Source organism: Paenibacillus azoreducens (assembly GCF_021654775.1).
Lineage (GTDB): Bacteria > Bacillota > Bacilli > Paenibacillales > Paenibacillaceae > Paenibacillus_AQ > Paenibacillus_AQ azoreducens.
In genome coordinates this window covers 3,444,450-3,467,744 of record NZ_AP025343.1, presented here as the reverse complement: position 1 = coordinate 3,467,744, position 23,295 = coordinate 3,444,450, and the positions used below count along the sequence as shown (strand labels likewise).

The 23,295-nt window shown below is 43.7% G+C and carries 23 protein-coding genes and 3 pseudogenes; 22 read left to right on the top strand and 4 right to left on the bottom strand.

The annotated features are described in order from the left end of the window. The first annotated feature begins 97 nt into the window (after positions 1–97). The 12 genes and pseudogenes from L6442_RS15250 (at position 98) to L6442_RS15195 (ending at position 11,382) form a co-directional block, all read left to right on the top strand. Positions 98–2,464: a helix-turn-helix domain-containing protein gene (locus tag L6442_RS15250; RefSeq protein ID WP_212977955.1), complete on the top strand. Its 2,367-nt coding sequence runs from the start codon at positions 98–100 to the stop codon at positions 2,462–2,464. A 47-nt stretch (positions 2,465–2,511) separates the two neighbouring features. Further along, positions 2,512–2,937, top strand: a complete 426-nt coding sequence (locus L6442_RS15245; protein WP_212977956.1) for an IS630 family transposase — start codon at positions 2,512–2,514, stop codon at positions 2,935–2,937. 248 nt (positions 2,938–3,185) lie between these two features. After that, positions 3,186–3,449, top strand: coding sequence for a CD3324 family protein (locus tag L6442_RS15240; protein WP_212977957.1), 264 nt, complete (start codon positions 3,186–3,188; stop codon positions 3,447–3,449). 182 nt (positions 3,450–3,631) lie between these two features. Continuing rightward, a complete protein-coding gene (locus tag L6442_RS15235) occupies positions 3,632–4,453 on the top strand; it encodes a nucleotidyltransferase domain-containing protein (protein ID WP_212977958.1) in 822 nt (273 codons plus the stop codon). Between the two features lie 217 nt (positions 4,454–4,670). Beyond that, positions 4,671–5,195, top strand: a complete 525-nt coding sequence (locus tag L6442_RS15230; RefSeq protein ID WP_212977959.1) for an AAA family ATPase — start codon at positions 4,671–4,673, stop codon at positions 5,193–5,195. Between the two features lie 315 nt (positions 5,196–5,510). Beyond that, a complete protein-coding gene (locus L6442_RS15225) occupies positions 5,511–6,218 on the top strand; it encodes a GNAT family N-acetyltransferase (RefSeq protein ID WP_212977960.1) in 708 nt (235 codons plus the stop codon). 428 nt (positions 6,219–6,646) lie between these two features. Next, positions 6,647–7,495: an NmrA family NAD(P)-binding protein gene (locus L6442_RS15220; RefSeq protein WP_212977961.1), complete on the top strand. Its 849-nt coding sequence runs from the start codon at positions 6,647–6,649 to the stop codon at positions 7,493–7,495. 36 nt (positions 7,496–7,531) lie between these two features. After that, positions 7,532–9,031 carry an alpha/beta hydrolase family protein gene (locus tag L6442_RS15215; RefSeq protein ID WP_212977962.1) on the top strand — a complete coding sequence of 500 codons (1,500 nt, stop codon included), beginning with the start codon at positions 7,532–7,534 and terminating at the stop codon, positions 9,029–9,031. Positions 9,032–9,227: 196 nt separating this feature from the next. Then, entirely contained in the window at positions 9,228–9,794 is a 567-nt protein-coding gene (locus L6442_RS15210; RefSeq protein WP_212977963.1) for a dihydrofolate reductase family protein, read from the top strand. Positions 9,795–10,045: 251 nt separating this feature from the next. After that, entirely contained in the window at positions 10,046–10,627 is a 582-nt protein-coding gene (locus L6442_RS15205) for a DJ-1/PfpI family protein (protein ID WP_212977964.1), read from the top strand. Positions 10,628–10,771: 144 nt separating this feature from the next. Beyond that, positions 10,772–10,918, top strand: a pseudogene (locus L6442_RS15200) (MFS transporter); the annotation flags it as partial. A gap of 56 nt (positions 10,919–10,974) precedes the next feature. Continuing rightward, entirely contained in the window at positions 10,975–11,382 is a 408-nt protein-coding gene (locus L6442_RS15195; protein WP_212977965.1) for a DUF2000 domain-containing protein, read from the top strand. 44 nt (positions 11,383–11,426) lie between these two features. Here L6442_RS15195 and L6442_RS15190 read toward each other — a convergent pair whose 3' ends face one another. Continuing rightward, on the bottom strand, positions 11,427–12,308 hold the full coding sequence (locus L6442_RS15190; protein ID WP_420538880.1) for an IS630 family transposase: 882 nt from the start codon (positions 12,306–12,308) through the stop codon (positions 11,427–11,429). Positions 12,309–12,599: 291 nt separating this feature from the next. Between L6442_RS15190 and L6442_RS15185 the strand changes: the two genes are divergently transcribed. The 9 genes and pseudogenes from L6442_RS15185 to L6442_RS15145 all read left to right on the top strand — a co-directional run bounded on the left by L6442_RS15185 (position 12,600) and on the right by L6442_RS15145 (position 19,601). Further along, positions 12,600–13,019: an SRPBCC family protein gene (locus L6442_RS15185; RefSeq protein ID WP_212951539.1), complete on the top strand. Its 420-nt coding sequence runs from the start codon at positions 12,600–12,602 to the stop codon at positions 13,017–13,019. Positions 13,020–13,182: 163 nt separating this feature from the next. Beyond that, positions 13,183–13,269 (top strand): annotated as a pseudogene (locus L6442_RS33090) (DJ-1/PfpI family protein); the annotation flags it as partial. A 327-nt stretch (positions 13,270–13,596) separates the two neighbouring features. Beyond that, positions 13,597–14,199 carry an MFS transporter gene (locus L6442_RS15175; protein ID WP_212977966.1) on the top strand — a complete coding sequence of 201 codons (603 nt, stop codon included), beginning with the start codon at positions 13,597–13,599 and terminating at the stop codon, positions 14,197–14,199. Positions 14,200–14,213: 14 nt separating this feature from the next. After that, complete coding sequence (locus L6442_RS15170) at positions 14,214–14,822, top strand: DUF1989 domain-containing protein (RefSeq protein WP_212977967.1); 609 nt, start codon at positions 14,214–14,216, stop codon at positions 14,820–14,822. A 240-nt stretch (positions 14,823–15,062) separates the two neighbouring features. After that, a pseudogene (locus L6442_RS33085) lies at positions 15,063–15,167 on the top strand (anti-sigma factor); the annotation flags it as partial. A gap of 17 nt (positions 15,168–15,184) precedes the next feature. Further along, positions 15,185–15,514, top strand: a complete 330-nt coding sequence (locus L6442_RS15160; RefSeq protein WP_237100325.1) for a hypothetical protein — start codon at positions 15,185–15,187, stop codon at positions 15,512–15,514. Positions 15,515–15,834: 320 nt separating this feature from the next. Further along, entirely contained in the window at positions 15,835–17,172 is a 1,338-nt protein-coding gene (gene rpoN / locus L6442_RS15155) for an RNA polymerase factor sigma-54 (RefSeq protein WP_212977968.1), read from the top strand. 74 nt (positions 17,173–17,246) lie between these two features. After that, positions 17,247–18,140, top strand: a complete 894-nt coding sequence (locus tag L6442_RS15150) for a dihydrodipicolinate synthase family protein (protein WP_212977969.1) — start codon at positions 17,247–17,249, stop codon at positions 18,138–18,140. A 21-nt stretch (positions 18,141–18,161) separates the two neighbouring features. After that, positions 18,162–19,601: an aldehyde dehydrogenase family protein gene (locus tag L6442_RS15145; RefSeq protein ID WP_212977970.1), complete on the top strand. Its 1,440-nt coding sequence runs from the start codon at positions 18,162–18,164 to the stop codon at positions 19,599–19,601. 334 nt (positions 19,602–19,935) lie between these two features. On the opposite strand, the gene L6442_RS15140 is transcribed toward L6442_RS15145, so the two are convergent. The 3 genes from L6442_RS15140 to L6442_RS15130 are packed head-to-tail and all read right to left on the bottom strand — an operon-like array spanning position 19,936 to position 21,742. After that, positions 19,936–21,138 carry an NAD(P)/FAD-dependent oxidoreductase gene (locus L6442_RS15140; RefSeq protein WP_212977971.1) on the bottom strand — a complete coding sequence of 401 codons (1,203 nt, stop codon included), beginning with the start codon at positions 21,136–21,138 and terminating at the stop codon, positions 19,936–19,938. 2 nt (positions 21,139–21,140) lie between these two features. Next, the gene (locus tag L6442_RS15135) at positions 21,141–21,473 is read right to left on the bottom strand and encodes a (2Fe-2S)-binding protein (RefSeq protein WP_194234282.1); all 333 of its coding nucleotides are present in this window, start codon (positions 21,471–21,473) and stop codon (positions 21,141–21,143) included. Beyond that, positions 21,470–21,742 carry a (2Fe-2S)-binding protein gene (locus L6442_RS15130; RefSeq protein ID WP_160037803.1) on the bottom strand — a complete coding sequence of 91 codons (273 nt, stop codon included), beginning with the start codon at positions 21,740–21,742 and terminating at the stop codon, positions 21,470–21,472. Before L6442_RS15130 ends, L6442_RS15135 begins: the two co-directional genes overlap by 4 nt. 387 nt (positions 21,743–22,129) lie before the next feature. On the opposite strand from L6442_RS15130, the gene L6442_RS15125 reads away from it, so the two are divergent. Further along, complete coding sequence (locus tag L6442_RS15125; protein WP_212977972.1) at positions 22,130–23,236, top strand: M24 family metallopeptidase; 1,107 nt, start codon at positions 22,130–22,132, stop codon at positions 23,234–23,236. Positions 23,237–23,295 lie beyond the last annotated feature (59 nt).

Genomic DNA, 23,295 nt, shown 5'->3' with positions numbered 1-23,295 from the left:
GTTATAAATCGTTGAGCCGCAATTTACATAACATTATAATAAAATTTAGAAAATGAGTAGGAAGTTAATACTAGGAAGTCGTTGCTAGGAGGTCGCAATGAAGCTCTCAAATCAAAAAACTCATCGTACGAGCTTTCAGCGGAAATCATTTATTTCTTTTTTAATTATCGCCATCATTATTACTGTTTTACTTACGTTATTTTTGACGATTACGTATTTGCGGACCACGATTACGATGATTAATCGGTATAACGACAAATTGATTGCGCAATCGAATTATAGTATTACCTATCTTGATGAGGCCGCAAAAAAATTAGGCAATGCCCTTTATAGCGACAAAGATATCATCCAATTTTTAAACATGAATGAAAGTGATGAGCGTGTGTCTCTTTTAGCAAGTAAGGTCATAGACAAGCACTTTCTAACACTGAATAACATCGATAGTGTGTATCTTTACAATGCGGGGTTGGATTTGTTTTATTCCTCACGAAGCGGCGAACGTAAGTCAGCATCTGCATTTTCAGATCAGACGATTGCCAAGCTGTTAACAGACAAACATTTTGTAGCTGAGTATCGTGGTCGCCCCATTGTGGCATCTGTAAATGAAGCAACTCAATCAGCAAATGTATGCTCATATATATTATTTGAACCTGGCGCCACTGCAGTTGGTTTGAAAAATGCCATTGTTGTCAACATTCAAACGAAAGCGCTTACTGATTCTATCCAAGCCATCAATGGTCATGATCCTGTACCGGAAACGTCTTTTTTTGTGGTAGACACAAACGGTTCTATATTAAGTATGGCGCTCTCACCGGAGTTCGGTCATGACATGACTCAAGTGCGCGCACTAACCCAGAAAGCACAGCAACTGGACGGAAACATCAATCAGGTGCAAAAAATTGACGGGATCAGATACCTTGTTTCGAGCAGCAAAAGTAATGCAAACAACTGGTACATCATGGGTGTTACACCCGTCAGAAAGATTTTCAAAGATGTCATTACTGCATCCATCGTTGCTACAGGTATAGTAGTAGCCGTATTTATTTTTAGTGCGGTGATATGTCTGTTTTTGGCACGCAGGCTGAACAGTCCTATTCAAGCAATGACGAAAATTATTAACGGGGAAGTTCCCGAAAAAAGTAATCCTCTTGTTTCTGGAACGGAAGAGTTTCAAGTTATTCTGTCTGTATTTGAATCCATGAAGGAGCAAAACTTTCAGCTCGATAAAATCATGCGTGAAACAGGTTATGCTGCTAAACAAGATCTTCTAAATGCTCTGTTAAGCGAAAGTACAACGTACTCAATGGCAACAGTGCGGGAAAAACTGCATGACTTGCATCTGGATTATATCGTCTCCAATCAGCTGTGTATGTGCCTATTTAAAATTGATAATTACAGTCAGTTTATGTCCCAAAATAGTCAGAAGGAACGTTGGGCATTGCGGTATGCGATAGTGAATATCGCAACGGAGATTGCTGAGAATTACGGTAATTGCGAAATTTTCAGCTGTGATTCCGATAAATTTGTGATGCTTATGGATTGTGACACTGTATCGCAATATAAATTACTGCAGGATAAAGTAGAACGTTTTTTACGCGAAATACAATGGAATACGCAAAAGTGTCTTCATATTTCGCTGTCTATGGCGTACAGCACAATGTTCCAGGGGCTGGAGCATTTACCCAGCATGTATAATAATATGAAAGGCTCGATTCTCTTAAAAATGCGCTATGGACATGGTTGCATCATTACTCCCTACATGATGGATGAAATCAATACCGATGATTTCCACGTTTCAGCCAAAAAGGAAGAACAACTTATCGAAAAAGTGCTGGAGGGTGACTATGAAGAAGCCAGTGCGATCTACGATTCTATTAGTAAACTGCTGTATCAATATACCTATAACGATATTTTGTTCTGCATTGTACATTTGATATACAGAATCTATTCGGGCGTGCTCAGTAAAGTGCCTGCCATAAAGGATAATCAGGATTTAACTTTGCAGGAGTTTTTGCAAGATATACAGCATGCAGAAGTGGGAGCAGAAATTGATATTTTGATGAATGCGTTTTTACAAAAGCTCAGCAATAAGATAACGGCGATCAAAAACACATCCAATAGCAACGACCTTCTGATGCAGCGCATTATTGAAATGGTGGAACAGGAATATTCCAACACCGAATTGTGCCTCAGCTCCATTGCCGAAAAATTGCGCTTATCTCCGAACTATGTCGGCCATTTATTCAAAGCAGCACACGGGCAGTCGATTGCGCAATACATTTTTGACTACCGCATGCAAAAGCTGGACGAATATATGCGCAACACCAAACTGCCTTTGTCGACGATCATCGAAAAGGTTGGTCTTGAAAAAAACAATTATTTTTACACGCGATTTAAAAAGCATTTTGGCATGTCCCTCAGTGAGTACAAACTGCAGCTTGGAAAAGAAATCGATGTTAATTGACCAGCTATGTTGCATAAAAAGCAGCCTTGCTATTCGAAGACGAATGCATGATTCGGGCGTACCAGTCCTTGCAATACAACTGGTTCCCGGTTGGTCAGCAGCGAAAGGTTCCGACTTATGGCCGACATGAAGGCGCGAAGTTATTTGGCGTTCTAAATTACGAGACAGGGCAGGTACTTTACCGAGACGGTGAACGGTACGATGCCCACGCTTTCATTCAGTTCCTCGATTCTGTTCTGAAGGCTTATCCCAAGGGCAAAATTGTGATGGTTCTGGATAACGGCAAAATTCATCATGCCGCACAGGTGCAAGCCTATTTGCAAAAGAATAAGCGGCTGCAGTTCATTTTTCTGCCGAATTCACCTGATCTCAATCTGGTTGAAGGCCTATGGAAATGGCTCAAGAGCGATGTCGTCCACAACGTGTTTTACAAGAAGTTTTATCACATTCGAATCAATGTCCCGCCTTCATGAACCGTGTCAATTCCAGGCCGATGGAGGTCAATGCTCTAAGCCGGTTTTTGCTTCGCGAAAGTTGAGTTATAATGTATTCAGTTCTGGATCATAACTCACGATTGAAAGGAAGGATATTATGATTATAGAAGGCCAAGTTTGGCTCCATGCAAAGCCAGTAATTAGCGATGCTTGCATGGAGTAATAATAATCGCTAACAATTACACTGGCTTTGCTACTTGATTTTTATAATCAAGGAGGAAGCCTGTATGAAATATGTAAATGCAAAAGCAATTCTTCCCGATGCATTACTTAAAGAGTTGCAAGACTATATCCAAGGAGGATATATCTATGTCCCTGCTAGTCCCAGGCAGCGAAAACGTTGGGGAGAATTATCCGGTTATCGGATAGAATTACACCGAAGAAATTGTAAGATATTACAAGAATATAGCAATGGATTTACTATTGAAGATCTTGCTAATAAATATTGTCTATCCGTTTATACTATTCGGAAAATTATATATCAAAAGTAATGGCAGGGGGTTGCAGAGATGCAACCCCTTATTTTATACAAAATACCACCGAAGTGTTTAGGATATTGAAATGAAAAATGACGACAAGTATCATTTAGACGAGGCTCATGTAATCGTATAATTAAAATTTCTCGCTTATATCTGAGAATAATATGGTTTTTATCAGTGGAGGTGGAGCAGCTATGGTGGAGCATATAATAAAAAGAGTCGCAACTAAACTGCAAGAATGTCCATTCGTAAAAGGCATTGCTTTAGGGGGTTCCAGAGCTACAGGAACGGCAACAGAAATTTCCGATATTGATATCGGGATCTACTACGAAAGATCGATTGATTTTGATCAATTGAACAATATAGCAAAACAGTTAGACGATACCCATAGAGAAAACTTGATATGTCGCGAGGGAGAATGGGGAAACTGGGTGAACGGCGGCGGGTGGCTCATCATAGACGGATATCACGTGGATTTTATACTGCGCGACGTGGAGAGAGTGAAAGAATGTGTTGCTCAAACAGACAGAGGGGTAATATCTTCTCATTATCAGCCGGGTCATCCTCATGCGTATATAAATGTTATGTATCGTGGAGAATTGGCGTACGGCAAAATTCTTTATGCGAGAGATCACGATATTACAGAGTTAAAAAGCCAAGCGGAAATTTATCCAGACAGTTTAAAAGAGGCCCTCATTTCTTTTTTTCTGTTCGAAGCTAAATTTTCCTGTTCGCTTGCAAAAAACTATTCGAGGGATAATGATCTATATTATATAATTGGACACTTATTCCGATCTATATCCGCATTAAATCAAGTCTTATTTGCTGCAAACGATATTTACTGTTTGAATGAAAAAAAGGCGACTTTACGAATTGGCAGTTTTACAATAGCTCCGATAGATTATCGCAACCGAGTAAATGAAATTTTCTCTTTGGCATCTGAGGATATTATAATGTCCATTTACAAATTGGAACAATTATGTAATGAGGTTGAAAAAATGGTTAATGGTAAATAATTTTTCGTGGGTGCGGATCTATGTCAGATGAAACCTTGACATGCGTTAAGCCGCTCTTTACTCGTAGCGCCCTGTTGCGGCTCATCGCTCCCCTAGTCGGCTGTGTTTTTCCTATTCCGCTATAAACAAGGTAAGTGGAAGCGCATCAAGGTCATTCGATGACCGAAATAATTAAAAATTAATTAATAAGCTTTTATAAAAGAGGAGTTAACTTGATATGGAAAAAGCGATATACTTAATTACAGGCGTCATGGCCTCAGGGAAATCAACGGTAGCGGAGCTTCTGGCTTCCAAATTGGGAAAAGGCGTTCATCTGCATGGCGATGTATTCCGCCGAATGATTGTTTCCGGCCGTGAAGATATGTCCGCTGAGCCGTCCGAAGAGGCAATCCGCCAGCTATATTTGCGGTATCATTTAACTGCACAGGCAGCTAAGACCTATTATGACAATGAATTTTCTGTTGTTTTACAGGACAATTACTATGGAGAGGAACTATCCTATATGCTGGAACAGTTAAAGGGATATACGGTCCAGTTAGTTGTGCTGTGTCCAACGGTTGAGGTAGTAAAAGAGCGGGAAAAATCACGAGGAAAAGTCGGGTACACTGGCTTTACGGTAGAACAATTGTATTCTGATTTTTTACAAAAAACTCCTAAAATCGGATATTGGTTGGACACCTCAGAACAGTCGCCGGAGCAATCGGTTGATGACATATTACTGCACTATCGAAAATATGAATAATGCCCGTATCCATCACGCCAAACTAATGTGTTCTATCACACTGTAGATGACATCCGCTAGAATTTATGGACAATATTATGCTAGATCCGATGAAGATCATTGATCGACTGAACGTTCGGATGGAATCGAGTCAATTAGCAAATCATTAGTTCAACTTATATAGCTGTCAAGAGGAGTTTTCAAAGGTACAGTGCTTACATTTCTTTTGGGGGTGGTCTGATGAATAACACAACAAATGGGGCAAAACTATTCACAGGGGATAGCGCCTTCTAGCCCAAAAACCAGCGTATTTCCCCTCAAAAAAGGGGTATGGAGATGAATAATCTATTTCTACCGTCTGACCTTGAACTTATGGAAGCCCAAGCAAGCGTCCTGTTTAACTTCAATGAGGTTGGTCGCATGACTACAATTAACGAACCTAGTGCTAAGAGCGCACCTCGATTTTTCATGGGTATCACCAAGCAAGGTAATGTTGTAAGGTACCATGAAACTTTGGGTGAAGACATTAAAAACGAACTGGAACGGTTTGTGGAAAACGCACCTTGGCTGGATGCTCCAAATCGAGTGAATATGGCTGATATGATACGTATTTTAAGTCAGGAGAAACCCGTTGATCAAGTCTACATGGGACCAGCCTATGTATTCCCTGATATGAGAGGTCGTTCTACGCAAGCGATAAAAATTACTCAGATGAATATCGAACTTATAGAACCGTATTTTTCTGATTTTGTCGATGATGTTACCCATGGTCAACCCGTTTTCGCCGTTGTCCAAAATCAAGCTGTTGTGTCCTTGTGCTGCAGTGCCAGAAGCTCATCGACTGCTGCTGAAGCGAGTCTGCACACCGCTCCGGATTTCCGCGGCAGAGCCTACGGGATGGAGGTTACGGCAGCATGGGCAGCCGAGATCCAAAACCAGGGGCGCCTCGCTTTATATAGCACCGCATGGAATAATTTTGCTTCTCAAGCGGTAGCGAAAAAGTTGAACCTGAAACAGTACGGTATGGATTTAAATTTTAGCTAGAATCTTGTATGAGCATCTTCAGTTTTAGGTGCTTTGGCTTTAAAGCAATAAGTGGGTACGATAACCTAATGTCCCGGCTTCTTCATGCTAAGGAATGCCGGGATATTTTTTTACAGCAGTAAGAAGTCTCGGTGTCTTGACGGTAAAATGTGATTATGTTTTAATGTGAATGAATAAAAAATATATTCATTCAGGAGGTGGTGAAATTCTACTAGCCTATATCGATACATCTATTGAAGACATTTGGATCCACGTTTTTTCCGCCGCTCATCCAATTCTATTCGGGAGTTAATGCAGGAAAGGTGGAAGGTATTATTATGTCCAAGAATGAATGAACAAAATAAATATTCATTCATTTTTTTAACGTAATCATTCTGAAAAATCGCAAACACTAGGCCGAGATCATAAAAGTGAAAGGGATGATAGAGTTGTCGAGAAAAAGAGATCGTGAAATCCTCGTTCTTGGCGCCACCGGAACGATCGGGAGTTTGGTCGCCAAAGAGCTTGAGCCCATAAATGAACTTATTCGCTTGGGAAGCCGTTCCAAACCGCAATATTCGGAAAACATGGAGCATTTTATCGTTGATGTCATGACTGGTAAAGGTCTTGTCGATGCATTGGCAGGCATCCGCAAGTTGTTTCTCATCACGCCCGACATGATGGATCAGCTCGGCGCCGAACTTCGCATTGTCGAAGCAGCCGTCAAAGCCGGTGTTGAGCATATCGTGAAGGTCTCCGCGTTTGGCGCCGCAAGGCAAGATTATATGATTGGATGTATTCACCGGTCTGTGGAGATGGCAATCGAATCGTCAGGCGCTACATGGACATTTTTACGTCCCACCGCTTTCATGCAAAACTTCTCCACATACTACTTACCTTCGATAAAGTCGGCCGGAGTTGTTCGATTGCCTTGCAGAGACACGCCTGTCAGCTTCATCGATGCTTGCGACATCGCTACCATTGCAGCGGATTCACTAGTCAATCCGGCTTATATAAACCACTCATACGAAATGTTCGGCCCTGAGGCTCTTAGCTATTCTCAGGCGGCCCAAAAGTTGTCGAAAAGCATTGGGATGGAAATACGATATGAAGCCATCGGTGATGCTGAATATCAAAATGAAATGGGTATTAGCTCTGCTCATCGTTTATTGGATCTTTATCGTTACTATCGGTCAGGACATGCAATGGGCGAGCCTTTCGACATGGTGGCTCATAAAGGCCGTGAGCTTCGCAGGTTTAGTGATTTCGCTGCGTCTAATCGAGAAGTGTTCGTTTAAAAGCCAATCAATGAATGATATTTGGGGGACGAGAGTATGAGACCGTTCGAAGTATTTTTATTATTTGCCAATCTTCTGGCATTTTTGATGCTCATCGTTCCGCGGCTTCATGCCGTTCGCTGGAAGGGGCTTGTAATGCTCACCACCCTATTTATCGCAATTATGCAAGTACTAATAGAGGGCGCGCGATGGCAAATGGCTCCAGCTTACGTGCTGACATTACTTTTTTTGTTCGTTTGGTTGCTGCAGAGCTATGCGCAAGCGGGAAGGAGCGTTAAACGGATCGTCATGAAGCGTTTTGTCACAGTTTTTTCAATCACACTGGGCACCATCGGTTTGGGAATATCGGCAGCGCTACCGAGTATTTTTCCTGTATTTCATTTCCCCCGCCCTAACGGACCCTATGAGATCGGTACAGTAACCTACCATTGGACTGACATAAGCCGCCACGAAGTTTTCGGTTCAGATAAACATGCGAATCGTGATTTGATGGTACAGGTATGGTATCCAGCCAAGAAGGACTCAGCCTATTCGAATGTACCATATTTACAAGACTACGACGCAGTTGCAACAGCTCTGGCCCGGTTGCACAATTTTCCAGGATTTTTTTTGAAACACCTCAAATATGTGACCACGAATTCTTCTTCGTCAGCTCCCATAGCGGATGATAAGCCCAACTACCCGGTGCTTGTTTTTTTGGAAGGACTCACGGGTTACCGCCAAATGAATACCTATCAGGTTGAAGAATTGGTCTCACAAGGCTACATCGTTGTGGGCATCGACCAGCCAGGTGTTGCAGCGTCGGTGAGATTTCCGGATGGACGGCAAATAGCAGGACTTTCAAAACCAAGGATGGATTATCTAAGGGAACATGGAACTCCTCCTGAAGGAACGACTCTCGTGAACACTGAGGAAATCAAGGATGGGGTTATCCCGTATTTTGCGAAAGATGTCAGCTTCGTTCTTAATCAGCTAACATCTATAAATAACGATGACCCGAACAATATTTTGACTAGGAGGCTTGATCTGCAGCGTATGGGTGTGTTTGGCGTATCATACGGCGGTACGGTTGGTGCCGAAGCCTGTTTAAAAGATCCGCGCCTTAAGGCCTGCCTCGTGATGGATGTTGATATGACCGCAGATGTCGTTCAGAACGGATTGCAGCAACCAGGCATGTGGATTACCCGGGACGCCGACACGATGCGGCTTGAAAGACAAAAAGCCGGCGGTTGGACGGAGAAAGATATCGAGGTAACTCAGACCACTATGCGCGCGGTATATAATAGCTTGCCGGGAGACGGTTACTTCGTGCAGGTACCTGGGATGTTTCACGCCGATTTAACGGACCTAACCCGGATATCCCCGATTTCTTCGAAATTCGGACTCGGCGGGCCGATCGGAAAACGAGCGCATGATATTATCAACGCCTACACTGTTGCATTTTTCGATAAACATCTAAAGGACACTGCGATCGCACTGCTCGACGGACCGTCAAAACAATTCCCGGAAGTAATTTTCGAAACACGCCAACCTTAGTCAGTTGCTTTCCGAGTGTAAAATAACCTGTCATTCAACCCCGCTCCTTGATAATTTTCATACTAGATCATGTTTTAAAAAAATAACTGTTTAAGTTTGTCGATTCTATCGTTTCCCGTTCGTTGTACTAGTAGAAGCTGGGCCAAATGGAGCTCCGGTACCGGCTTTCAACCAATATACTTAGGAGGTAAAAAAGTTGAGAAAAATTATAGCATCTGAATTCGTGTCATTGGATGGTGTCATGGAGGAACCGAATTGGACATTCCAGTTCAATACGGATGAACAGAATCAATTTAAATACGAGGAACTGAAGGCATGCGACACGCTTCTAGTGGGTCGGGTAACCTACGAAGGTTTTGCAGCGGCGTGGCCAAAAGTGAAAGACACCGTAGCCAAAGGCGTTGTGATTCCAGATGATTTTGCCGATCGAATGAACAACTACCCCAAATTTGTTGTTTCTACGACCTTGCAAGAAGTTTCATGGAATAACTCCCAGTTGATTAAGGGAGATCTCGTGGAAGAAGTTACGAAGTTAAAGCAAATGCCCGGAAGAGATATTTTGGTAGCCGGCAGCTGCCAGTTAGTTAACACGCTGATGCAGCATGATCTTATTGATGAGTATCGAATCATGGTATTCCCTATTGTGGTAGGGGAGGGTAAACGCCTTTTTAATGACCACAATGATCGGAAGATTTTACAACATGTTGAAACCAAGACGTTCCGCTCAGGTGTTACTGTTTTAACTTATAAGCCTCAGCGGTAATCATCTGAGAACAGCCGCTCAACGTTGAAAATTAGTTTTGGGTAAAAGTGGTGGCAGGCCTATGCGAGAGTGTAGCGCCTGCTTTATTACAAGTGATCTTCGAAACGCGAAGGTCTTAGTGTGATGCGTTCCACAGGAAACAGGAATTGGTTATTTGCAATCGAAGGTTGGCAATCTATGAATTACTACGAAGCGACAACTATGCTTCTAACTTATACGGACACGATTAAAACAAAAGGAGAGTTACATTCATGAAAAAAATTTTATTGCTCCTTGCGAATGGCTTTGAAGCGGTGGAGGCAAGCGTATTTACAGATGTCTTTGGCTGGAATCTGTCATCGGGAGATGGTTCAACTAAGCTGGTAACTGTTGGAACCAGAGACACATTAAAATGTACGTTTAATTTCACCGTTATTCCCGAAATGACACTAGATGAGGTTGATGTAGATGAATTTGACGCCTTAGCCATTCCGGGAGGATTTGAAGAAGCCGGGTTTTATCAGGATGCTTATAGTGAGGAATTCCTGAATATAATTAGGGAATTTGATCAAGCAAATAAGATTATCGCCTCGATCTGTGTCGCATCCCTTCCCGTCGCGAAAAGCGGCGTGCTGGATGGTAGAAAAGCAACCTCATACAATTTGAAAGATGGAATAAGACAAAAGGAATTAGCGACGTATGGTGTCCATGTAGTTAACCAACCGATTGTAATCGATAAGAACATTATAACTTCCTATAACCCGTCTACAGCATTCGATGTAGCATTTAAACTTCTGGAACAGTTAACATCCGAAGAAAATTGTAACTATGTAAAAAAAATAATGGGATTCTAAAAATGCAATAATATACTATACCCCCTAAAATTTTTAGATATATATTTGTATGCAATTGGTGTAACCTTGCGTGGTATTCAACATTGTATGTTTTTCAAGCCCTATTGTATATGATTATAGACCTGAATAAAGGAAAAGTACTTAAAATACCTTCAAGTCGTTACGAAGATCTCTTCAAATACCATCAGTTTGATGCTATTCGTTTACGGTGGGGCTAATATTATTGGAAACATTTTTGCAGGGAAATTACTTACGGAAAGTGCCATTAAAACTGTAGTAGCTTTTCCCTTTGAGAGAAAGAATAGCATCGTTTATCAATCGTTAAAAAAGAAAGGTGGAGAGTAATCATGGAATTTGATACCAAAATTAAAATTGTTTTAAGGGACGACCTTGAAATGTGGCAAAAATTAAACGTAACAGCATTCCTAATGAGTGGAATTGCGGGAACTCAAAATATTATTGGACAACCCTATTTAGATAAGGATAGTGCTCAATATTTACCCATGTCACAGCAACCAATTGTGATATATTCTTCTACTGGCGGACTTATGAATGAGCTATTACAAAAAGCTCTAACAAAAGACGTAGTTACTACAATATACACCAAAGAATTGTTTAATACCTATAATGATGAGGATAATCGTGCAGTGGTCGCAAAATTCAAAACAGATGAACTGAATCTTGTTGGAATAGGATTACGAGGCAAGAAAAATCAAGTAGATAGATTACTAAAGGGTTTTGATTTGCATAAATAACCGTTATTCCTTGAAATGACTCCTATATAGACGGCACTAAAGATTTATATTTGAATACAAAGCCTGTCTACTGTTTCCATTGGTGTTTTGTTAATCTCTGAAATAAAATTTTGGACGGCTGTACGAATTTCTGCAACGGTGTGGTAAAAGACATTGTGGATCACAGATTTCTTTAGCCATCCCCAGAGTCCTTCAATTAAATTGAGTTGCGGGCTATAAGGCGGGAGGAACATCAGTTGTAAGCGACCAGAGTGTTCATTTAAGAAAGGTTGAATTAATTTGGCGTGATGAATTCGGGCGTTGTCTAGGACCATCACAATCTTTTCTCCGGGATAGCGAGCAACTACTTGCTTAAGGAAGGCTAGAAATACATTTGCATCGTACTGTTCTTCTTCGATGCAAAATACTTCGCCGCTTTCATAATCTAGCGTACCTATCAGTTTGACACCGCGATGCTTGCCGTAAGTAGGAACTATCTTTTGTTGTCCCTTAGGGAACCAAGTATGGGCTAGTGCCTGATAGTCCCGAATCATTGACTCATCTTGAAACAGGATTCGATCAATTTCGCGCTGAATCAATTTTTTTACCGTCTCAAAGTCTTGCTTGAATTGTTCTTGTTTTTCGGAATCAGCAAGAGCTAGTGTATACGTCGGTTTTGTAAAGCTGAAGCCAAGCAGATGCAGCAATTTGCGCGTTCCGTGCTCTGAATACTTTATGTTAAACTTACGCTGGATCCAGTCCCGAAGCAAAGGAGCTGTCCAATTCATCTCGCATGGAAATCCGACGTCGGAAGGCCTATGGTCCACAAGAAGTTTACGTACCTGTTCCTCTTGTTCCTTCGTCAGAAATGAAGGACGACTCGGAGACTCACCAAGTTCCAGACCACTCAGACCCTTTGCACGGTATGCTTTTACATAGCTGCCAATTGTAAATCCTTTAGTGCCATCTATATAGCCTAATCATGGTTTAACAAGTAGGGGGGATGAACAGAATAGCTTTCGGGATCTGAGTCCCACGGGCAGAAACGTTCGATCCCCGGCTACCTCAATCTTATGACCACACAAAAAGGAGGTCGACCAGAAAGTTCTGGTGACCTCATAATACGAACGGGCAGGATAGCGGAGCAATACAGAGGAAATAATTGACATTATTTACACCTATGACTACAATTATTATAGAACAAATGTTCGTAAAAACGTATTAGGAGGACGAGTTCAATGGATTTGATTATTGAAAAAACCAGAGATATTAGTGCAAGTAAGGAAGTTGTTTGGAACGTATTAACTAATCCTGATTATATTAGAGATTGGCTAGGTGTACATATTAAAACAGATTGGAGAGAAGAGAGTCCGATCACATTTTCATTTTCATGGGATGGAAAAAACTTTACCGATAAGGGACATGTATTGAAATTCAAGGAACTGGACACTTTTTCTTATGATTATTGGAGTGGGTTTTCGGGAACTCCAGACACTCCAGAAAATTACTCAATTATTTCGTTCCAATTATTTGATAATCATGATAGTACATCACTTACTTTAACACACCGTAACTTTTCAACACCAACGATGTATGAGCACTCGGATAAAAACTGGGAAGAGACTTTAGACAAAATAAAGCAATTAGCAGAAAAGTAATAAAGATGTATTCAGCTAACGGGACACGATAGCTTAATAAATAAACTAAAACACTGCTACCGGCAAAGATCAGCCGCCGCATTGCGCTAACGGCGAACGATAGTCAAATAGATTAGGACCTTCCATATAGATGAGGACCTTCCATATAGATGAGGTTGATGAAGATGAATTTGATGCCTTGGCCATTCCGGGAGGATTTGAAGAAGCAGGTTTTTATCAGGATGCTTATAGCGAGGAATTCCTGAATATGAACAACATCCCGCCCTAGCTTATAACGAGAATCATGAGTCCGTAACCTGCGATATGCTTTTAAGCTTATGCCTAAAGTAGATGCAACTCGTTTGGTCTTAACAAGCATTTGGTCTGAAGTCAACCCAGGGTATGAACATGCAAAGGCTGAGTTTCTTGATTCTTTTTATATGGATGCGATCAAGAGGTTTGCAGCCTGATCTTTAGGAAATAGCGATCATTTTGGATTTTAGTGACCGTGTTCCTTCAATAACAAATCTTGATGCTACAAGTTGTTAACATATGAGTAAACTGTCACTTACGATTTAATGATATAGGATGTGTCTGAATGAATTTGCGTGTCTTATTGCTAGCCGCTGTCGCCTTTGTCGTCGGTACGGTCGAGCTTATCGTAGGAGGGGTATTGGATCTGATAACTGTGGATTTGCACATTTCCGTTAGTGCCGCGGGGCAGTTTATTACTGCGTTCTCCATGGCGTTCGCATTATCGGCTCCGATTCTTATGAATCTTACTGCCAAGTTGGAACGAAAGACGTTATACCTCATCAGCTTGGGAGCATTCTTATTATCTAATTTGATGATTGCTTTTAGTTCGAGTTACCACCTTATCTTATTCGCTCGCGTATTGTCTGCCATGAGTGGAGCGATCATCATTGTCTTGTCCATTACGCTAGCCCCTCGGCTTGCGTCTCCTTCACACAAAGGTCGAGCGCTCGGCATTATTTATATTGGCATCAGTGGCTCGCTCGTTCTGGGAGTTCCAATCGGAATGCTAATCGGCAACGCATATGGCTGGCGGGCTCCTTTTCTGCTGATTGCTGGCATGAGTGCCTTAGCGATCCTGGGCATTACTGTATTTCTGAAGAAGCTAATGTTTACTGCCTTATCGAAAAGGCGGTTTTCATTTTCGGAAAAGTTTAAATCCAATTGAGAAAGGTGAATTTGATGAAAGAATACATAATTGAAAAACAAACGGGGCGAGCCTTTGAAGTACAAAAAGGAGAGACTATTTCAGTCATTGATATTGAGGGAAAACAAGTTGCAGATTTTTTTGCAGTTAACGCTAACAATTATAATGAGTTTTTCTCAGCAGGAGTAACTGTTGATTGTAAAGAGTCATTACTTATTACGAAAAATGATACTCTATATACAAACTTGTACCGACCTATGTTCACCATTATACAAGATGATGTCGGTGTACATGATATGATGTTTCCTTGTTGCAGGCCGGAAACGTACGAATATTTTTTCAATAATGGAAAAAGGCATAGCAATTGCTTCGATAATATCAATCAAAATTTGCAGGAGCTTGGAGTTCCCTATTTTAACACTTTGCAACCAATGAACATTTTTATGAATACAAGCGTTACTTCAGAGAAAAAGATAATGATAGAACCGCCGCTGTCAAAACCCGGTGATCGAATTATTCTAAAGGCTGAAATGGATGCTATTGTATGTATATCGGCCTGCAGTGTTAGTGAAGGTCCATGTAATAATTGGGAATGCAAACCAGTCAAAGTAATACTAGAGAGTAGCGTAAATAGGGACACCTGAGTTTGAGGCCGGACATCGGTCTAACCCCCGAATAATGGACACTGAACCTCTTATCAGATCACCAGAAGGCGATAACGAATTGGGAGGGAATAGAATGGATTATAGTGCTCGATCGACACCCGGATAGCGAAACCAATTTCCAAAGTTTTTGATGCCGTCGTAAATCCTGTTAAACTTTGTCACTATTTTACGGATTATGCAAACGATCGGCTAGAACCTAACAGAATCGTCCAATGGCGTTTTGATGAGTATGAAGTTTCGCCAGGTTATATGGGCGTGGTTGAATTCATCATTCCAACCCCTGTGATTACCGATGCGCTGGTAAGTAATGCTTATATAAAATAAATCCCAGAAATAAAAGGATGCAGCCGTTTTTTGATCACAAAAGGAAAAGTGGTACGGAAACAATCATATCTAAGATAAGCAAGCTTGCCATGATGCTCAAAAGCCAGTTCACTCCTGTTTCAGCCAGTATCGTGGCCGTCTTGTTGCTCGCGATTATTGGTCTTGTAATAGTGAATGTGCAAGGGAAAAATCGCCATGCCGAAAATATCCCCATTGAAATTTTAACGGCCATTCCCTTAAAAGCAGCCAATCAAAGCTATCCAGGAACAAAGGTCAGACTTTTGATCAAATCGGCATCACCGTCGAACCGGACGCCAACAGCAGCCAGCCAAGGGGAGGAAAAATAGCCGGATCATAGATGATTCAGGCGGAATATTTAATGAATGAAATTGCAAAGAGGTCGGGCACGGTTATTTACCTGATCAGAGAATCTTAATAAATGTCAAGTAACATGAATGTATTTGTTTAAAAGTCCGCATGAATAGCGGGCTTTTTAATTTATGATCATAAGTTCCTCCCTTTTAAATTATGCATCACGATTTATTTCTCGAGCTTTGTCTTTTTAGAGAGATAAATAGGTTCGGGATGAACATCTGCATTTCTTTACGTTGGCATGAATATTGCTTTGTTGATGAAAAATACCTGGATCACGGGAGGGATGTATCATATGCAGATGGCATATCGACTGAATCAGGAGCAGCACGTAAAACTGTTCATAACCCCCGAGCTGAAACAGTCCCTTCATATTCTTCAGCTAGCTGGAATGGATCTTGCTCCATACCTTCAGGAGCAGGCCGTAGAAAATCCTTTTATAGAGATTGAATGGTTATCCGAGTCATTCTATTCCGGCTCCGGCGTCAAAAACATGGAAAAATCTAATTTCAACCCGCTTGACACTTACGGTACAAAGGCTGCAACAAGGGATACGCTGGAAAACTGGGTGATGCACCAATTTCGAATGACGGACTATTCCTTGGAACAATTTAAAGCGTTTTCCTATTTGGCCGGTAACTTGAACGAGGCTGGTTATTTGGCAGTAAGTATGAAGGAAGCTGCTCAAAAGCTGAATTTGCCGAGCGATGTTATGGAAACCGCGCTCAGGACGCTTCAATCGTTGGACCCCCCTGGTGTTGGAGGGAGAACATTGCAGGAATGTCTAACGATTCAAATAGAAAGGGATCCGCAAGCAATAAAAGGGGCATTGGAGGTGGTTTCAGGTTATTTGCAAGACCTTTCCAAAGGCAGAACCGACAAAATTTCCAAAGAGTTAAACATCGAACCGTTGCAAGTGTCTAGAATCCTAACATACATTCGCACACTCAATCCACGTCCCGGTCTAGCGTTTGTAGCGGATGAGGAGCAAAACATCATCGTCGATGCCCATGTCTATATGAACAGCAACCAGTTTGTCATCGAGCTGAATCACCGGGATCACGTAAAAGTCAGCGTTAATAAAGAATATCTTCACATGGTTGGCGGTCTTAACGATATAGCGGTTTCTCGCTTTTATGAAGAAAAAATAAAGGAGGCTCATTGGCTGCTGCGCAGCTTGAACCAACGTAATCAAACGCTGTTAAAAGTAATTACGGCCATTGTGGAGGAACAGGCTGGTTTTATGAATGGAACGGCGTCGGGAATTAGACCGATGACTTTGAGAAACATCGCGCAAAAGCTTGATTTACACGAGTCCACAGTGAGCCGCGCGGTTAAAAATAAGTACATTCGTACGCCAAGAGGCATATTTGAACTGAAGTTTTTTTTCTCAATCGGCATTCAAACCAACGGAGGTGAAGACATCTCCGCTCAAAATATCAAATGCATGATCAAGGAAATGATTCACCGGGAAAACAAGAGGAAACCGCTATCCGACCAAGATATTACGAATAGGCTCAATGAAAAAGGAATCTGTTTATCGCGCAGAACCGTTGCCAAATACCGTGAAGAGGAACATATCTTATGCTCCTCCCTGCGAAGACAAACGGATGAGACCCTGAATTATGGTTAGGAGGGATGCGTACTCGAACATACTTTGCGACTTGTGCAAGAATCAGCATAAAAATTGAGAGGAGAAAACGAAAAATGAGTAGATTTCCAGGGATTTATGTTGCAACTGTAACACCTTTTACAGTTTCTTATGAAGTTGATTTCAAACGTTTGAAGGAGCATGTTGACTGGTTGATTCAGGAGGGCGTCGACGGCATTATTCCGACAGGATCGCTCGGCGAGTATGCCACTCTGACAAGCGAAGAACGAGCTCAGGTGATTACGGCAACCATGGACGCAGCCGCGGGACGTGTACCGGTAGTTATCGGCGGAGCAGCACCATCCACCAAACAAGTGGTCGAACTGATCCAGTTTTCCAAAGAGAAAGGCGCAGAAGGAGTAATGGCGCTGCCGCCGATCAATTATAAACCTACTGAAGATGAGGTCGTAGCCCACTATGAGGCGGTTTCCAATGCGGGATTGCCGGTTATCGTATATAACAATCCTTATGATTATCCGGTTGATTTGACGCCTCGCATCCTTCAGAAGCTGTCTAAATTCGAAAACATTGTTGCTGTCAAAGAATTTTCCGGTGACGTGCGCCGGGTTTACGATATTCTTCGAGAGACCGATTTGGAAGTGATGATCGGCGTTGACGATCTTGCACTTGAAGGTGCCTTGGCAGGGGCTACCGGTTGGATTGCCGGATTCGCAAATGCATTTCCGAGAGAAAGCATCACGGTCTTTAACATGACAAGAACGGGCCGTGTGGACGAAGCGCTTGAACTTTACCGCTATTTATTGCCTTTATTCCATTTTGATGCCAATCCGCGCCTGGTTCAGGCGATCAAATACGTAATGGATTTAGTCGGTCAACCGGCTGGACCGAGTCGTCCTCCTAGACTGCCGCTTCCTGAAGAAGACCGGCTTGCAGTACAGGAAGCGTACAAATATGCTGTCAATCGGCCCATTAGAATCGTTCAAGAATAAATAAGGTAGGGAGATTTTTTTATGTTAGAAAGCAGAAACTGGATTGGCGGGGAGTGGAATACACCGACGGAAGGAAATCTTATCGTCATGAATCCGTCAGATCTACAGGAACAAGTAGGCGTTCTTCATCTTTCTGGCAAGTCCGATGTGCTTCAAGCTGCGCAGGCCGCACGCATGGCATTTTCAGGTTGGGCGGGACTACCTGCTCCCAAACGCGGGGAGCATCTTTTACGCCTTGCGGTGGCGCTCGAAGCTAATCTCGAAGAATTGGCTACCCTGGCCAGCCGTGAAATGGGAAAACCGATTACGGAGATGAAAGGTGAAGTCATACGGGGCGTAAATTTGCTAAAGTATTATGCAGCGGAAGGTGTGCGTTCGTTCGGAAGCGTGATTCCGGCCTATGATACGAACATTCTGCAATATACGAAGCGTGTTCCGTTAGGCGTTGTCGGTCTGATTACACCATGGAATTTTCCCGTGGCAATACCGATCTGGAAATTAGCCCCCGCCCTGATTTGCGGAAACACGGTCGTATGGAAGCCGGCGGAATATGCGTCTCTAACGGCAACCAAAATGGCGGAGATATTCCATTTCGCCGGACTGCCAGACGGCGTGTTGAATCTCGTCATCGGTAAAGGGAGCCGAATTGGCGACACGCTGCTGGAGGAATGCGATCTGAATGCCGTCAGCTTTACCGGATCAACCGGCACAGGTCTGCGTGTTGCATCCGCGTGCGCGAAACGCAATATCAAATACCAGACGGAAATGGGCGGGAAAAATGCAGCCGTTGTGCTGAAAGACGCGGATTTGGACAAAACGGTCCCGGCGATCCTGAGCGGGGCATTCCGTTCGGCAGGGCAAAAGTGTACGGCAACCAGCCGCATCATCGTGGAACGTGAAATCGCTCCCGCGTTTACCGAAGCGATGCAGAAAGCGGTCCAGTCGCTAAACATTAGGCCGGCGCTAGATCCCGCTGCATATCTAGGGCCTGTCGCTTCATCTTCACAATTTCAAAGCGTCATGTCATACGTGCAAATGGCCTGCGAAGAAGCACAAGTGATCGCCGAATGCCGCCAAAAAGTGACCGAAAGCCAAGGACATTACGTTTATCCACTGCTTGTTAGGGGCATCGAGAGCAATCATGCACTTGTTCAAGAGGAAATTTTCGGTCCACTTGCCGTCATGCTGGAGGCCGACAATTACGAACATGCGGTTGATTTATGCAATCAATCGATATTCGGATTAAGCGCATCAGTGTTTACAAGGGATTTATCGAACGGCCTGCGCTTTCTCGACGATGCGCAAGCCGGTATGGTTCGAGTCAATCAAGAGACGGCAGGCGTGGAATATCAGTCGCCTTTTGGCGGAATGAAAATGTCAAGTTCGCACTCGCGAGAGCAAGGGCAAGCGGCGCTGGATTTCTATAGCGATGTGAAAACTTGCGGAATAAGTTATACGTAGTTCATAACCAAATAACCCCACAAAGTGGAGCCTATGCTTCGATGCCTAATCCAAATACTTTGTGGGGACCCCGAAACACAATACCCCACAAAGTGGAGCCTATGCTTCGATGCTTATTCCAAATACTTTGCGGGGACTCCGAAACACAATACCCCACAAAGTGGAGCCTATGCTTCGATGCTTATTCCAAATACTTTGCGGGGACCCCGAAACACAATACCCCACAAAGTGGAGCCTATGCTTCGATGCTTATTCCAAATACTTTGCGGGGACCCCGAAACACATAAATTATCTAAAAAATTCGGCCGGGAATGAGTTATTCCCGGCCGAATTTTTAACTGAAGTTTTCGCTGTATATCGACTCCAAGCGCTGCCGTCCTTCCGCGACTTGAGGGTGAAACTGGATCGAAGCCTTCGCGCGAGTTATGCGAAGATTTTGAATGGATTCCCGCAGATCTTCTTCAGTTCCGCTGACTTGATGGAAAGCCGCGATCGATAAGCCGGCAACGGTACCTTGAGCAGCAGCGATCTTGGCGCTTTCAATGCCGGTAATATTGCCGGCTACGAACAACCCTGCGAGCGGCGTCTGCATTCGAGCATTGTGAAGCGGAATATGTCCCCCCAATTCAGGGATATACCGGAAGGGGCAGCCGGCGACTGCCGCCAGTTCGGCTAAAGGATAAAGGCCTCCAGCCATGCACACGAAATCGACCGGCAAGCTTCTAGAAGTGCCCGGGACAATATTGCCGTCCGGCGACAAATTCGCCACACGTACGCTCTCCACTTTCTCAATGCCTTCAATTTCTACTGCAGCTTTGCGCAGCTGGACAGGAATCCCCCAAACCTTAAAACCTCCTTTGGGGTATAAGTGAAGTCCCAAGGATTGCAGAGGGGTATAGCGCATTAAGCCGCTGCCAAGGCGAAGTAGGGGAGATGGCGCAAGATGACCGAGGCGGACGATGGACTGCATCACTTTTCTAGGATCCCCCGCATCATGATTGATCATATTTTTAGCGGGAAGCACCATGGCGGCGATCCTGATGCCCGCGAGCTCAAGTTCTTGCGCAATCGCCATCGACAGCACATTGATCCCTACAATGACTCCACGCATACCTACGCGGACTCTGTGTACATTCGTCATCACTTGAGCGGCGCCGATGGACATGACACCCGGCAGTGTCCAACCCGGAATAGGACAAGCCGTTTCTGCCGCGCCTGTCGCAAGTAAGAGGGCCGGCGCTTTAAGGATACCGGTCGATGTATAAACCATCCAGCCGTCGTCCGAATGATTTAAGTCGATAACGGATATGCCAAGTTGAAGCTCGACGCCTAGTGATGCAGCCTTATCTTGAAGTTTGGCCGCTTCTTCGATCCCGTTCCACCAAGAGCCGTCCGGTTCCTGATACAACTGACCAAGCAATCTGCCTCCCGGTCTCATGAATTCGTCGATGACTTGAACCTGCAGCCCCCTTTCCGCACAGGAAATAGCAGCAGATAGGCCAGCAGGACCAGCGCCGACGATAAGCACATCTGTCATTCTTAATGGACTCCTTTCTTTAACGGGGCAGGAAGCGTCTTACCTGAACGGATATTCATACCATCCTTCAGCACAGTAAGGCAAGCTCGTTGTCCGGTTATCCCATCGATTGTCACGCGGCATTCGAAACAGTGTCCGATATTGCAATAAATGCCGCGGGGCGTGCCGGTTTCTTCATGACGGCGAAGTGTGCGCACACCATTGGCAAGCAAGGCTGCCGCGATTGTTTCCCCCTCGAAAGCTTCGAATTCTTGATCATCAAACAAAAAGCGGAGGCTTTCTCGTTCGTCTAAAGTCCCCAAAACGGGATGATTCGTAACGCGACCATATTTCATGAAAGGCCTCCTCCCAAGTTTTGAAATGTGACAGGTCGAACAGGCGGCTGATGTTTGAGCGGTATTTCATTGGATGCCTGCGTATCTGTAAGCTGCTGTACAATCGAATCGACAAGCAAACGACAGGTCCGACCGCCGCAGTACCCCATGCCTGCCCGTGAACGAAGTTTCAATTCGCGTGAAGAGCAGGAGTACCGTTCGGCCGTTTCAAGCAATTGCTTCAAGTCCACTTCTTCACATCGACAAACGATTACTGATTGCGTTTCCATTAGATTCCATCCTTTCCGGTTCTTCATTCAGTCAAGATTTAATACTTCTCTAGCAAATATCTCGCCAACGATAACCGGGACAAAAATAAACAAGAGTCCGATTTTTTGCGTCATTCGAACTCTAATTTATACACATACAGCATTCGCTGTGTTAAGAAAGCTGGACAGAAGCCTTTTTCATTGCAGATGCATCATACCGTTTAACTGGCATGATTTTTGCTGAATGGCAGGATGAGAAAATCGTTCAGGATTTTGCAAAATTCGATTCCAGCCGCTCCCGGGTTCAATATATAGACGAACTAAACCGTTTCGCTCTATATATTGCCGATTGAAAGTCGCTCCTTGGATTTTTGCAAAATCCTCAGTTAAAAAGGAGGTTAAGAAAAAATGAACTCTATGTATGAACAAAGATTAAACAGATTGCGGGATTATTTGAAGCGTGAGCAGATTGACATTGCCCTCATTACGAATCCAATGAATATTTATTACTTTAGCGGCTTCTATTCCGATCCGCATGAACGGTTCATGGCGCTGGTCGTCGATGCCGAACGCGAGCAAACCTTCATGATCGTTCCAAGTCTGGATCTGGAAGCGGCGGAACAACATTCTGTCGTTCGTGACATGATTCCTTGCTCGGATACCGATAATCCGTTTATTCTGCTGAACGCCAAAATCGGCGGCAAACGGATCGGCACGATCGGTTTGGAAAAGAAAACGTTCAGCGTTCATAGGCTGGAGCGTCTGCAAGAGCTGTTTACCGGCGCCAATACCAACGACATTGAAGAATTCATCGCTTTAGAGCGGTTGATCAAGTCCGATCATGATCTCGTGCAAATCCGCCGCGCGATAGCAATCACGGAAGAAGCGCTTGAGACTGCATTACGGCAGGTACGCGTCGGCATGACGGAGCTCGATCTGACCGCTGAGCTGGAGTACAGGATCAGGAAACTCGGCGGCGATAAGCCGGCGTTCGAAACGATCATATTAACCGGCAAAAGGTCATGTTTGCCCCACGGCAAACCGGGCCCTTATCCGATAATGGAAAACGACTTTTTGCTTGTTGATTTTGGCGTTTATGCGGGCGGATTTTGCTCGGATATCACCCGCACCTTTGTTATTGGGGAAGGGACCAAAAAACAGGAGGAAATTTATGAGATCGTGCTTGAGTCTAATCTGGCGGCAATTGAAAAAGTAAAGATCGGCACCCCTTATGGACATATCGACCGGGCGGGAAGAGAGGTCATCGCTGCGCGGGGGTACGGAGCTTATTTCAACAACCGGATCGGTCACGGCTTAGGTCTGGACTTCCATGAAATCCCTTCGATTCACGGGGAAAATACTCAGGTCGTTCAGCCGGGCCATGTTTTCACGATTGAACCGGGTATCTATCTGCCTGCCATTGGCGGAGTACGAATCGAGGACGATATTTGCGTACATTCGGGCGGCAAGGTTGAGATTCTGACAACATATCCAAAGCAATTACGCAGATTATAGGGTCATTCTCGCCAAAACGGCATCATGGGCAAAATGCCTGCGTTCCCGGTTTGGAAAAC

Coding starts and splice junctions, on each gene's coding strand:
- L6442_RS15250 (WP_212977955.1), top strand. CDS start 98: ATGAAGCTCTCAAATCAAAAAACTCATCGTACGAGCTTTCAGCGGAAA.
- L6442_RS15245 (WP_212977956.1), top strand. CDS start 2,512: ATGATTCGGGCGTACCAGTCCTTGCAATACAACTGGTTCCCGGTTGGT.
- L6442_RS15240 (WP_212977957.1), top strand. CDS start 3,186: ATGAAATATGTAAATGCAAAAGCAATTCTTCCCGATGCATTACTTAAA.
- L6442_RS15235 (WP_212977958.1), top strand. CDS start 3,632: ATGGTGGAGCATATAATAAAAAGAGTCGCAACTAAACTGCAAGAATGT.
- L6442_RS15230 (WP_212977959.1), top strand. CDS start 4,671: ATGGAAAAAGCGATATACTTAATTACAGGCGTCATGGCCTCAGGGAAA.
- L6442_RS15225 (WP_212977960.1), top strand. CDS start 5,511: ATGAATAATCTATTTCTACCGTCTGACCTTGAACTTATGGAAGCCCAA.
- L6442_RS15215 (WP_212977962.1), top strand. CDS start 7,532: ATGAGACCGTTCGAAGTATTTTTATTATTTGCCAATCTTCTGGCATTT.
- L6442_RS15205 (WP_212977964.1), top strand. CDS start 10,046: ATGAAAAAAATTTTATTGCTCCTTGCGAATGGCTTTGAAGCGGTGGAG.
- L6442_RS15195 (WP_212977965.1), top strand. CDS start 10,975: ATGGAATTTGATACCAAAATTAAAATTGTTTTAAGGGACGACCTTGAA.
- L6442_RS15185 (WP_212951539.1), top strand. CDS start 12,600: ATGGATTTGATTATTGAAAAAACCAGAGATATTAGTGCAAGTAAGGAA.
- L6442_RS15175 (WP_212977966.1), top strand. CDS start 13,597: ATGAATTTGCGTGTCTTATTGCTAGCCGCTGTCGCCTTTGTCGTCGGT.
- L6442_RS15170 (WP_212977967.1), top strand. CDS start 14,214: ATGAAAGAATACATAATTGAAAAACAAACGGGGCGAGCCTTTGAAGTA.
- L6442_RS15160 (WP_237100325.1), top strand. CDS start 15,185: ATGCAGCCGTTTTTTGATCACAAAAGGAAAAGTGGTACGGAAACAATC.
- rpoN (WP_212977968.1), top strand. CDS start 15,835: ATGCAGATGGCATATCGACTGAATCAGGAGCAGCACGTAAAACTGTTC.
- L6442_RS15150 (WP_212977969.1), top strand. CDS start 17,247: ATGAGTAGATTTCCAGGGATTTATGTTGCAACTGTAACACCTTTTACA.
- L6442_RS15145 (WP_212977970.1), top strand. CDS start 18,162: ATGTTAGAAAGCAGAAACTGGATTGGCGGGGAGTGGAATACACCGACG.
- L6442_RS15140 (WP_212977971.1), bottom strand. CDS start 21,138: ATGACAGATGTGCTTATCGTCGGCGCTGGTCCTGCTGGCCTATCTGCT.
- L6442_RS15135 (WP_194234282.1), bottom strand. CDS start 21,473: ATGAAATATGGTCGCGTTACGAATCATCCCGTTTTGGGGACTTTAGAC.
- L6442_RS15130 (WP_160037803.1), bottom strand. CDS start 21,742: ATGGAAACGCAATCAGTAATCGTTTGTCGATGTGAAGAAGTGGACTTG.
- L6442_RS15125 (WP_212977972.1), top strand. CDS start 22,130: ATGAACTCTATGTATGAACAAAGATTAAACAGATTGCGGGATTATTTG.